General features: G+C 67.0%; 1 protein-coding gene. It reads left to right on the top strand.

Features of this window, described 5'->3' with window-relative positions; translation table 11 throughout:
- Positions 1–13,953, top strand: a 13,953-nt coding sequence (locus Q8R75_RS16930) for a leukotoxin LktA family filamentous adhesin (RefSeq protein ID WP_305614355.1), incomplete at both ends; no start/stop codon positions are given.

Raw genomic sequence — 13,953 nt, 5'->3', positions numbered from 1 at the left:
GGCATGGCGAGCCTGCCGCTGCTGATGTCGCCGGCGGCGTGGGCGCAGGCGATCCAGGCCGACGGCCGGACGCTGACGACGGTGAGCACGGCCGGCGCGGTGACCGACATCCGGACCGGCACGATTGCGGGCAATTCCGGTTTCAACTCGTTCAACACCTTCAGCGTCAATGCCGGGCACACGGCGAACCTGCACGTGCCCAGCGGCGCGGTGAATCTGGTGAACATCGTGCGCGATGCGCGCTCCGACATCCACGGCACGCTGAACGCGATCCGCGACGGGCGCATCGGCGGCAATGTGTTTTTTGCCAATCCGCACGGTTTTCTGGTGGGTGCCGGCGGCATCGTGAATGTCGGCTCTTTGTCGATGAGCACGCCGAGCCGGGGCTTTGTCGATCGTTTCTTCGTCAATGGTCAGCCGGACGCAGGCTCCGTGGGGCAACTGCTCAATGGCACGGCGCCGCTGTCGAGTGCTGCGATCCGCATCGACGGCCTGATCCACGCGGCAGACGGCGTGACGCTGGCAGCCGGCACTGTGAGCGTGGCCGGAGCGGTGCTGACGGGCGCGCGCTTCGAGGGGCGTGCGCCGGACTTCACCGACATCGTGAATGCGCAGGGTGTGAGCGCGGGCAGCCGGCTGGTCGAGCGGGCGGGGCGCATCTACATTGCGGCCGACGAGGACATCGAAATTGCCGGCACGCTGGATGCGCGCGGCGGCGGCGCCGACGGCGGCGAGATCGAACTGAAGGCCGGGCGCGACATCCTGGTCGACATCGACGCGATGGTGACGGCGGCGGGTGACGGCGCGGATTCGGACGGCGGCCGCGTGTATTCGATGGCCGAGCGCAGTGCGCTCATCCGCAGTGGTGCGGTGATGGACGCGAGTGCCGGGGCGAGCGGCGACGGCGGTTTCGTCGAATTCTCGGCGAAGGACACGGTGGAACTGGCCGGCGGCCAGTTTCTGGCCGATGGCCGCAACGGCGGTGCCGCGGGCCTGGTGCTGATCGATCCGCTGAACATCGTGCTCAGCGCGAATCTGCTGCGCGGTGCCGGCGGCTACACCGGCGTGCCGGTCGGGCTGGACAACGGCGTCACGGTGACGGCTGCCGACCTGCTGCTGCAGGCGACCAACAGGATCACGGTGAACGAAAACGTGACGGTATCCAGCCGCCGCGTCGCCGGAACCGACGCGGCGAGCCATGCCACCGGCGCTTCGGTCGGGCCGTCCGGCGACATCACCTTCGAAGCGAAGCACATCGACCTGAAGTCCGGCAGCAAGGTGCTGGCGCACGCCGACGGCGATTTCGCCCCTTTCGGTGGCGACATACAACTGCTGGCCACGGACAACCAGTCGACGCCGGTGCTCGGATCGGTCGACGATTCCATGGCTTCCATCACGGTCACCAACGCCACCATCAAGGGGCGCGACGTCACGCTGAAGGCCGACGCGAACGACAAGTGGGTGTGGACGGGCGAGGAATACACCGACGCGCTGCTGGGCTTTCTCGACGATCTGTCGCTGGTGGTCGATGCCACCGTGTCGGTTGCACACGCCACGGTCGCCGTCGATGGCGGCGCGCGGATCGAAGCGAGCGGTGATCTGAAGATCGAATCGGTGGCGGTGACGGATGCGTCGATGCGGGTGGTCGGGTCCGTGCTCGGCATCGGTTATGGCGAAACCGACGCGCTGGCCACGGTGGACATCAGGCGCGCGACGCTGTCGTCCGGCGGTGCGATGACGCTGCGCTCGCAGGCCGACAGCACGCTGCTGGTGAAGGTCGATACGATCAACACCGGCCACTACAACAACATGCTGTCGACTGCCAGCGAGTACGCCAACTTCGCCTTCGCCGTCGGCATCGCGAACCAGCGGTCCGAGACGACCGTCGGCAGCGCGGCGGTGATCGAGAAGGCTGCATCGCTCGACGTCGAGGCGACCGGTGCCAAGTCGATCGAGGTGTCGGCCACCGGCAGTTCGTTCAGGGACGGCATGGCGTCGTCCGGCATCGCGGTGTTGGTGAACACCACCACGATGACCGCCTCGCTGGGCGGCACGGTGACCGACGCCGGCCGGGTCAGCGTGAGCGCCTCGTTGGCTGACGACGCACAGACCTCGGTCGGTGCGTCGGCCGGCACCGCCGGCGATCCGAATCCGGAAGAAGGTTTCAGCAACGCCCGACCGATCGATGTGGCGCTGTTCGAGAAATTGACCGCCTTCGTCGCCGACGTGCCGAACAAGGACGCACGCGCCGGATCGAGCGGCAACTTCGGCCTGTCGGCGTCCTTCGCCTGGGTCGACAATGCCAACACGGTGAAGGCCGAAATCGCCGGCGGCGCCAATGTGACGTCGCGCGGGCGGGTCGACGTGTTCGCGGCCGCCGAGGAGTCGCTGTCGTTCGAAACGTCGGCCGCGGTCGACGAGCGCTCGCTGGAAGCCCCTGATCCGGACAATCCGCTGCCGCCCGAGGAACAGAAAAAGAAGACGGACGAAAAGAAGAAGATCGCGATTTCCGGATCGATCGCAGTGATCGATGTGGCGCATCGCACCGATGCGCTGATCGGCGATGGCGCGACGGTGAACGCAGGCGATGCCATCACCGTGGCAGCGGAGACAAAACTGACGCCGTTCTGGACGCAGTGGGTCGACGCCTACGACACCCTCGACACGATGGACTGGGCCGACCCCGACGCGTGGACGAATCTGGGCAGCAATCTGTTCGACCTGATCGGCCAGCCCATCAATGCGACCTCGTGGGTGCAGAGTGGTGTCGAGAGCGAAAGACTGTCCTTCGCCGGCGCGGTCGATTATTTCACCCTCGACAGCCAGGCCAACGCGAAGATCGGTTCGGCGCAGATCAACGCAGGCACTGCGCCGCTGTCGGCATCGCAGGACGTCATTGTTTCCGCGCATGCCTCGCACGGGCTGCTCAATCTGGCGGGGGTGCCGGAAATCGATCTGACTACCCTGCCGGAAGGCGGGGCGGGCAGCGCCACGGCCGGCTTTGGCGGCACTTACCATCACCTGACGCTCACCGGTGGATCCGACGCGACCATCGCGCGCGGTGCCACCGTGCGCGCCGACGGACTGGCCCTGCTGGCCGAAACCGATTTCGACCAGGTGACCATTGCCGAAGCGGCGGGCAAGGCCGGCAAGGTATCGGTCCAGGGCGCGTTTTCGCTGATCGACAGTGACCTGCACACGATTGCGCAGATCGCGTCGGGGACCACCGTCAGCGCGCGCGATGTCGTGCTGCAGGCGATCGACGACAGCCTGTCGATCAACGTCGCCGGTGGCGTGGCGCGGTCCGGCAGCATAGGGATCGGCTTTTCCGTCGCGATCAATGACCTCGAACGCAATACGAGCGCATTGATCGGCAACCGGCCCGATGAAACCGGGTCGGGCGGCGCGCTGACGGCTGCCGGAAACGTCTTTCTGAAGGCGGTCACGGGTGCGACGCAAGGTGCCTTCGCCGTGGCGGGCTCGCTGCCCGGCGGCGGCGATGAAAGCACGGATGGCAAGCCCGGCGGCGACGGCGCGAAAACCAATCTCAAGGACAAGGGTGAACAGGGAAAATCCGGCATCGGCATTTCGGCCGCCGTGTCGATCAATCTGGTCAATGACACGACCAGCACGACCGTGGCCGATCTGGCAAGCTTATCAGTGGCCGGTACGGCGGCTTCCACGCTGGACATCAACACCGATGCCGACGGCGTGACCGACCTGACGGTTTCGCTGACGCACGGGCTGAACGCCGGCGCGCGCAACGACGCGCTGGCGCTGGCCGGTGCCGGTGCGCTGACCATCGCCACCGACAAGAGCGCGGGCCTGGGCGGCGCTTTCACCTGGAACCAGCTGGAAAAGATCACGCAGGCCACCATCGCCCGTACGGCGCTGACGCTCGGGGGGTCGGGCAATGTAGTGCTCGACGCCTGGAACGGCGGTCCGATGTGGTCGGTGTCGGCCGGCGTGGCCGGTGGCCAGAAGGTCGGCGTGGCGGGTTCGGTCGCCTACAGCAATGTGGACAACGACACGCGGGTGTCCATCAGCGGTGCGGACGTGGATACCGCGGGGTCGGTTACGCTGATTTCCTCCGACACCTCCGACATCCGCAGCGTAGCCGGCGCGGCCAGCTATGGCGGCAAGGCGGGCTTCGGTGCCGCGGTGGCGATTTCCACCGTGGATTCCGACACCGTTGCCGAACTGGTTGGCGACGATCAGGATGCCGGCGACGAGGTGGTGCGCGGCGCCAGCGGCATTTCGGTGAGTGCGACCAGCGACAACGACATCGTGTCGGTCGCCGCCGCACTGAGCGCGTCGCGGGGCGTGTCGCTCAGCGGTGCGGTCACCGTCAACACGATCACCAACGAAACGCGGTCATCGGCCGACGGGATGGTGCTGAAGTCGGGTGGTGCGATCGCGCTGTCGGCAAGCGACCTGTCGGCGATCGAGTCGCTCGCCGGTGCAGTCGGTTTTTCGCTCAGCACGGCGGGCATCGGTCTGGCCGTCGCGTACAACGAAATCGGCAACACGACGCGGGCCGCACTCGAGGACTCTTCGGTCGAGGACCAGACCGGCGAGACCGTGGATTCGCTTGCACTGACGGCGACCAACACATCGACCATCCGGTCGGCGTCCGTCGCCGGCGGCCTGGCGTCGACCTTCGGCGGTGCCGGCTCGGCCTCGACCAACTTCAGTGATCAGACCACGACGACCGCCGAAATCGTCGATTCCGATGTCGATGCAGCCCAGGCCCGCGTGACGGTCACGGCGGCCGACACCTCACTCATCGAATCGCTGGCCGGCGGCGTCGGTCTGGGCCTGTCTGCCGGATTCGGCGCTGCTGTCGCGGTGAACGACATCGGCAACGTGACGCTCGCCCGGGTATCGGGCAAGAAGACGGCCGCTGGTCTGGACGTGGCGGGTGTCGTCATCAGCGCCGATTCGCTGGCCACCATCAAGACGGCCTCGGTGGGCGTCGGTGCCGGTGTCAAGGTCGGCGTCGGGGGCTCGGTCGCGGTGAACCTGATCAGTTCCGACACGCGTGCGCTGATCGAGAACGGCGCGGTGATCGAGGCGCGCGATGACGTCGCCGTGCTCGCCGAAGCCGATGACCGGATTTCGGTGCTGGCCGGTGCGGCCGGCATCGGCCTGGCGGCGGCCGGCGTGGGCGCATCGGTGACCGTGAACGAAATCACCGGCACCACCGAAGCCGCGATCCGCAGCAGCGAGGTCGCGGCGCGCGCGAAGCAGGGAACGGGCGTGAGCGTGAACAACGGCGAAGTGGCCGGCGCGAACCTGCGCGCCAGCATCGACGAAATGAACACCGCAGGCGGCGGCTATTCGTCCACCAATCCGTTCGTCGCGCCGGACCTGACCGCCGCGCGCGGCAAGGAAGCGGTGCGCGGCATCGCCGTCAATGCACTGGCCACGCATCACACCAGCACTGCAGTCGCCAACGTGGCCGGCGGGCTGTACGCGGGCGTTGCACTGACCGCAAGCGCGAGCGTGATCGGTGGCGAAACGCTGGCCACGGTGAGCGATTCGGTGCTGAACGGTGGCGACAACAGCGACGCATCGGCGCAGCAGTCGGTCAGCATCCGGGCCGCGGACCATGCCTACGGCAACACCTTCATCGGCTCGATCGCCATCGGTGCGGCGGGTATCGGTGCGTCGGCCGACGTCAATGTGTTCCAGCGCAACACCCTCGCCAGCGTCACCGGCGGCGCCAATCGTCGCGCCGACATCCATGCCAGGGGGAATGCCGACATCGATGCATTGTCGGCGCAGGGTATGGCCTCGGTGGTGGTTGGCGCATCGGGTGGTGTGGTCGCCGTGGTCGGCAGCGGCTCGGTGGCGAAATTCACCAGCACCACGGATGCGCTCGCGCAGCAGGCGGATTTCGAAGTCGGCTCGATCGACGTCACGTCGCAGCACTTTTCGACCTTCCTCGTGGCCGGTGGCGGACTGGCGGTGGGCGGCGTAGCCGGCGCCGGCACGTTTGCCGTCGGCCTCGATGACAGCACCACGCGCGCGCGCCTCGAGGACACGACGGTCGACGCCGACGGGGCGGTGACTGTCAGCGCAGACAACGCCACCGAAATGCGCACCTGGGCGGTCGGCGGTGCAGGCGGCGGCTTCGCCGGCGTGGCCGGTGCAGTGGCGGTCGGCATCATTGGCAGCACGACGCAAGCTTCGGTGATCGACAGCCGCATCGGCCGCACCGACGATCGCGCCGCAAGCCTGCTCGTCAGTGCCAGCGATACCGTCGTGACCGAAAGCCGGGCCGGTGCGGCGGCACTCGGCGGCATGGCTGGCGTGGGCGCGGGCGCTTCGGTGACCAAGGTGGATAACACCACGTCGGCGACCATCCAGGACAGCGATGTTTACGTCGGTGGCGACATCGATGTCACGTCGACGGCCGAACGCAAACTGTCGAATCTGGCAGCCGCGGCGGCCGCGGGCGGGACGCTCGGCATCGGGGGCTCGGCGGCGGTCACGCTGCTCAATGCAACGATGAACGCGAACGCCGCCGGCGAACTGGACAACACGGACGGCGACAACGAGGGCACCCTCAGTTCGGCGCAGGCCTTTTCCAGCCGCGACCTGCTGTCTACCGACGAAGACGACGGCAACGTCCGCACGGCAGACAGCTTTTCCTCGAGCGACATCGAGCGCGTCAATGCGGCGGGCAAGGTCGCGACGAAGGACCAGATCAGCGCGGCGCCGGTGGGCAGCACGCTGGCCACCGTGATCGATACCGACGGCAGCCGCGACACGCTGGTCGCGGGCGGCAATATCCGCATCGGTGCATCGGAAAAGGACCGCATCGAAGTCGCCGCCGGCGGCATCGCGCTGGGCGGTCTGGCCGGCGTCGGTGCGTCGGTCGGCGTGCTCGACGTGCGCCACAACGTCGGCGCGACCACGGTCGGCGCCATTTCACTGCAGGCCGACACCGGCGACATCGAACTGACCGCCGACGCGGGCGAACTGCCGGACATCGACCCACTGGTCCAGGCCGAGCCGGCGCTGCAGGTCGACAGCTTCCAGGCGGCGGGCGGTCTGGTCGGTGTCGGGGCCGCGGTCGCGACGGCCGACGTCAACAACACGGTGCGTGCAGCGCTGGGCGCAGGGACGCAGGCAACCGTGAGCAGCGCGTCGGGCGACGTGCGCGTGACCGCCGGTGACACGCTGGATGTCCGCTCCAGAGCCGAAGGCTATGCGGTCGGCGTGGTGGCGGCCGGCATCGTCATCGCGCGCGCCGACAAGACCGGCAGCGCGAGCGCGCAGATCGGCGGCCTCGACACGGCCACGGCGCGGACCGCCGCAACCGGCGTCACGCTGGCGGGCGGGCTGCTTGATGTGCGGGCGACGCGCGAAGACGCGGTGTCTGCCGAATCGAAAGCCGGTGCCGGCGGCGTGGCGGCGGGCTCCGGCTCCGAGTCGCGTGCCGGTGCGCTGGGAACGGCCCATGCCGCCGTCGCCGACCGGGTGACGATAGCCGGCGCCGGTTCGGCCGTGTCGGTCACCGCCAACAGTACGCCGCAGGTCAGCGCGGTGGCGCGTGGTTACAACGGCTCGCTCGCGGTGTCGATCGGCGTGTCGCTGGCCGAAGCCTCGGCGTCGACGCAGTCCTTCGCAACGGTGGGCCGCTACAACAGCATCACGGCCGGCGCGCTGTCGCTGAATGCGGCGACGCTGCTGCCGAATGTTGGCACCAGCGTCGGCAACAGCGCCTATTCGTACGCCAACGCGACCGGAGGTTCGCTGCTGGTCAGCGCCAACGGCAGTGATTCCCGCGCCCTTGGCAACGCGCTGGTCAACGCCACGATGGGTACGGGCAATGAACTCGACATCACCGACAGCACATCGCTGACGGCGTCGAATCTGACGCGCCAGACGGCCGTCACCAGCGGCGTCACCCTTGGCGGGCTGCTTGCGCTCGGGGGCAACGAGGCGTACGCAGTCGCCGGCTCGGTCACGCTCGCATCCATCGACAACGGCAACACCGGCACGGTCGGCGACGCGCTCAGCGTGGTCGCGACCGGTCACGACGAAACGTCGGCCGATGCCGCAGCCGGCTCGGGCGGCATCATCGCGGGGGCGGCCGCGCTGGCGTCCACGCGAAATCTGTCCGATACGCAGGCGCTGCTCGGTGGCGGCACGGCCAGCGCTGCGCTGGTGACGGACACCGGCGGGCGCATGGAAGTCAGCGCCGACCACACGGCGACCTTCAATGCCCGCGTCGATTCGCTGTCTGCCGGCGTGGTCGGTGCCAGCGGCGCACAGGCGCGCAACGACATCGATGCGAAAGTGGTCGCCGGCATCCGCGCCGGTGCGCACCTGAACACCTGGGATCTGGATGTGCATGCGCTGAACCAGTCGCGCAAGCCCTGGCTCGCCGCATTCAACGTCGTCGCGGGTGCCGGTGGGCTGGCAGGCGGCGCGGCCGGCTCCGGCGAAACGCGGGTGGACAACATCACGCGGGTCGAGGTCGGCGACAACGCCCGCGTGCGCGTGCTTGGCGATCCGGACGACGCGGGGCGCAGCAACTTCAACGCGGTATCCGACGTACAGCTGCGCGACCGCGCCAAGCTGGAAGCCGGCGGCGCGATCAGTGCGGCCGATGCCGAATCCATCATCGAAGTGAATATCAACCCGCTGACCACTGCAGCCGGTGATGTCGGACGCACCGAAGCCCGCATCGGCAGCAATGTGGTGATCGATACCGTGGGCGACTTCAATCTCGCGACGCGGGAAAACGTCGATGTCGAGGCGCGTGCCAGTTCCAAGACCTGGGGTCTGGCGGCCTACGCCGACGGTTATTCGAAATCGGACATCCACAGCAGGTCGACGACCTCGATCGGCGCCGGATCCGATATTCGTGCGGACGGCTTCATCAACCTGGGCGCCGGGCGCGATGCGGGTGGCGTGCGCAACCGGTTCTCGTCGGTCGCCTACACGGACCTCTACAACAATTCGCTGATTCCGATTCCCGGTCTGGACTGGGGCGCAGATGGCCTGCTCACCCAGACCAGCCGCATCGTCGTGGACGGAAGCCTGCGCAGCGTGAAGGACGTGAACCTGATCGCCGACAAGGGCTTCGGCCATCTGATCGATGGCCACGGGGTCGCGCGCGATCTTTACAGTCAGGCGGCGAGCGCCCTTGCCAGCGGCATCAGCAACCTGTTCGGCGGCGGCGACGTATCGATCGAGCAGAACAGCGGACGCAGCGTCGAACAGTCGCAGGCCGGTGCGACGGTGAATGGCTTCATCGACGCCGGTATCCACAATCAGCGCTGGGTGAACATCAGCGAGTCGGATCCGGGTGGCGGCGCGATGCCGGTGACGCTCAGCTCGGATGTGCCGCGCGATGGCCAGGAGGCCAAATGCCAGATTCCCGGCACCGCAGGGTGCGTCTATGACACGTATTCGAAGCAGTACTGGATCACGCGTTCCGACGGCCTCGACATGCCGGTCGCGCAGATCGAAAACCTGCAGGACAACCTGCAGACGCGCATCGATTCGCTGAAGAACATCCGCGGCCAGTATCAGGGCGTGACCAGCAGCGGCGCCGACGCCAGCAGCCCGGAGACGGTGGCAGCGCTCACCGCCGAAATCAACTTCCTCGAGCAGCAGCTTGCCGACCTGTTCCCGGCGGGCGGCGCGACGGCATCGGTGTCCGACGCGGCCTTCATCATCCTGCCCGAAATGAGCGCGCGCGGCGGCAACATCAATGTGATGGGCGACTACCTGGCCGGCAGCGGTCAGCTGATTGCGCGCGGTGACGCGAAGATCCAGATCATCAACAACAGTTCGGCCTTTCTGCGCACCGATGCACTGACGATTCCCGAAGATGCGACCGGGCGACTGGTGCTGAACAGCGTGGCCATCCTGAACACGCCGGGCACCAGCCCCACGACGGCCGACATCAACGCCGAGCTGAATGCCCGCAACAAGGGCGGTGCGGCCGGTTTCGGCAACGTCGATATCGCGCCGGATTCGGCCGTGCCACTGATCGAGGTCAGGAACACCTACATTCCCCTCGACGCGGACACCCGCGCGCCGGACATCGAGGTGGTCGGCGACATCAGCAATCTGAACGGCACCGTCACGCTGCAGAGCGAACGCGGCAGCGTGCTGGTGCAGCCGAAGGATCCGTCGAATCCGCTGACGGCCCCCAATATCCAGGCGGCAACGATCAACATCACGGCCGGGCGTGATTTCGTGTTCAGCTCGCCGGACGCCTTCTATCACACGGCAGGTGGCGCACGCGACTTGTGGGGCGGCACGCGTCTGGCCGGAAACAGCGGTGGTACGGCCAACAATTTCGAGGATGGCAACCTGTTCAGCGGCCGGGTTGCCGATGAACGTATCGGCAACGGTGGCCCGACCATCGCCGGCAACAACATCTTCATCAGCGCCCGCTACCTCAACATCAACGGCCTGCTGCAGAGCGGCGTTCCCGATCGTTCGATCACGATCGACGCCGATGCGCGAGTCAATCTGAATATCGGCTCGTACAAGACCGCCACCACGCTTGCGCAGGCGAAGACGAATTACGACGCGCTGGTGGCAGGTGGCATGAAGCCGGCGGACCCGCGCTTTCGGATCACCGGCACCGACGGCAACATCGTCGCCTTCTTCAATGCGGAGCTGAACCGTATCGAACTGGAGCCGGTAAAGGTCGAAGGCGGCAAGCTCGAACTGCTGGGAGAAATCCTGAACACCGGCGGTGGCCGCATCGCCGCCATGGATGGCTACGGCCGCTTCGATATCGACAACCTCACCGGCTACGATATTGTCATCACCGGGCTGGACACCGGCAATGACATCGAAGGCCGCGTGCGCATCACCGACTACCTGCGCCGCTGGGACCCGGTCGCCAACGGCGGTCTCGGCGCCATCGTCAGCAGCCCGGTGCAGTCGAGCACGCAGACAACCGCCTACTACAACAGCCTGACGCCGGTCACCCGCATCGTCACGCGGCTCGGTGCAAACGTGCAGACGTCGGATGTCATCGTGACGACGCAAAGCACGCCGGCGGGCGACCAGCTGGTCGAGCGTCAAGTCAAGGCCTATGCGGATCTCACCGACACGCGCAGCACCGGTTACGCGCCGGTCGAGGACCAGACCTATACCTGGGTGACGGGCCAGCGCAGCACCACCAATACGCATGCGATCTACCAGAAGGAAACCAAGTTCTGGTTCTTCCCGGGCAGCTGGTCGCTGGCGGATCGGACGTACTACGTCGAATACCCCGACGCGACACCGCTGTCCGAGGGCGAATACACGCGGATCGATCCGACCCTGGGTGATGATGCCTATCGCTACCAGCGCCGCGATGTCACGACGTCCTTCCGGCAGTGGTCGACGGAACGGTCAAAGTGCTCATGGTTCTTCTGCATCTGGAAGTGGCACACCTACGAGGTCTGGAGCGATTTCGGCACCAAGCGCTACAACACGCACACGGTCAAGGCCGACCATCTCATCCCGATCAGTTTCATCGGCCACGACACCGGCGGCATCGACATCGTCAGTCGCGGCGACATCATCCTCGCCGGCAGTCTGATCAATCGTACCGGCCTGATTTCGCTCGATGCGACCGCTGGCAACGGGCTGCCGGGCGGTGCCATCGCTTCGGAAAGTGCGCGCGGCACCGTCACGACGGAAAGCCTGACGATGCGCGCGGCGGCCGGCATCGGCAGCGCGATGGCACCCTTGTCGCTCAACCTGCCCGGAAACGGCAGCATCGATGCCGTAAGTGTGGCCGGCGACGTCGGTCTGCTGGCGGTATCGGGTGACATGCGTGTGGCGCAGGCGATCACCGGCGCCGACGGCCGCGTGTTCCTGCAGGCCGATGGTGACATCGTGTCGGCCGGGGCAGGCGACGCCGTGCGCGTGCGGGGCGGTGGTGTCGAACTGGTGTCGCTGAACGGGCGCATCGGCAGCACCACGCAGGCGCTTGTCGTGCAGACGCAGGCTACGCTTCAGGGAGGCCTCGATGTCACGGCGCTGGGCGACATCCATGTTCTGCAGCCGGACGGCGACCTGCAACTGGACAAGGTCGAGTCGCTGAGCGGTGACGTGACGCTGACGGCCGGCAACGGCCGCATCGTCGACGGCAACCGCAACGAGACGCGCGATACGCGTGCCGAAGCCGAGCTGGATGCAGTCTGGAAGAACCTGCGTCTGCGCGACTCGGACGGCGCGGCCGACAGCCTGGCCGATGCGCTCAAGGCGCACCGCGCAGGCATCGATCGCGAGTACCGCGAGTACTGGTCGCTGCGAAACGTTCAGCTGATCGAAGACCCCGCCAATGCGGACAGCTACGTCTACCGCGCCGACGTCTACAACTCGGCGGCGGCGCCGCAGCGACTGCGTGACCTGCATGAGAAGCTGGGTGACCTGGGCGTGACGCTGGCCGCCGGATCGGTGCCCGACTATGACGCCAACTTCCGCTATGTCGGATCGGTCGACACGGACCGGACGCTGGCGGGTATGTCCAACGGCACGCATGTATGGACCGACAACCAGGTGCGCTACGGTGTCAGTGCGGCGATCTACAACAAGTCGGTGTCGGACACCGAAACCCGCATCGAACAGCCCAATGTGGTCGGCCGTCACATCGTGCTGAATGCTGCCGGCACGGCAGGGGGCGTCGGACGTGACGAGGGGCAATTCACGGTCAGCATTGCTGCGCTGGCGACGCTCAGCCCCGACGAGCGGCGTGCACTCGCAGCGGCCGAAGCCGATGATGTGGCGGTGGACACGGTTGCGAAGACGGCTACTGTGCTCAAGCGCGATGACGTCGATGTGGCGACGACTGCGAACGGCAGCGTGACGGTCAATGCACGCGGCCATGTCTTCCTCGGGGCCGATGACTACGAGTTCAACGGTACGGCGCTGCCGGGTGACATCAATCTGGTGTCGCTCGACGCGAGTGGCGGCGGCACCGATTACAGCAAGACGATACGACTCAAGGTGTCGGGCGGCATCATCGATGCCGGCGTCGGCGCAGTGCCCAATCTGCGTGGCGGCGATACGATACTCGAAGCCAGTCATGGCAGCATCGGCAGTGCGGCGCGGCCGATCAGTCTCGATCTGGGCGCAGTCGCGACGCTCACGGCGCGTGCGGCGGGCGGCATCTGGCTGAATGAATTGAGCGGACCGATGCGCGTGGCCGAAATGTTTGCCCGCGCAGGTGGCATTCATCTGAGCAGCGCCGGCAGCATTCTGGATGCCCGTGGCACGCAGCGTATCGTGGCGCTGCAGACCGGGGAGGGTGACATCGACCTGCGTTCGTTTGCGGGCAGCATCGGTGCGCCGGGCGAAGCGCTGGCCGTTGCGCCGGGCAATGGCCATGCGGTCAACGCGGAGGCGGCGGCAGACGTGCATCTGTCGGGCATCACCGCGGCCGATCCCGATTTCTCGCCCGATGTCGAATTGGGCGATGTGACGGCGGGTGGTGACGCGTCGGTCACGGCACTCGGCACGGTCAGCGGCGGCAGCGTCCGTGCCGTGCGCGGCAATCTGGATCTGCGCGCCGGCCACAGCGTGACCGTGCTGGAAGCCACAGCGGATGCAGGCAACGCAAATGTGTTCGCCGAACAGGACATCCTGATGGATGCGGTGACCGCCGGCCAGGGCGTGCGACTGGAAACGGTCAGCGGGCGGGTCAGCGTGAAGCGGCTGAGCGGCGACACCATCGACATCATCACTGACGGCGACATCGAGTCCGGCACGCTGAAGGTGGATTCGCAACTGTCGATCGGCGTCGGTTCGATAACCGCGAGGATCGTCCAGACCGGAACGAGCGGTCCGCTGCTGATGAACGTGACGGGCCCGCGCGGCGGCATGGCGCGCTGGGTCGATCTGACGTTTGACAGTCCGATCGGCACGCGCTTCGAGCGGCTGTATTCGCAGGACGCGCGGATCGAGACGGAACGTGGCTGG

Source organism: Methyloversatilis sp., assembly GCF_030696805.1.
In the GTDB taxonomy this organism is placed as follows: domain Bacteria; phylum Pseudomonadota; class Gammaproteobacteria; order Burkholderiales; family Rhodocyclaceae; genus Methyloversatilis.
Note: the sequence above shows the minus strand (reverse complement) of the source record. Positions and strands in the feature narration are given on the sequence as shown.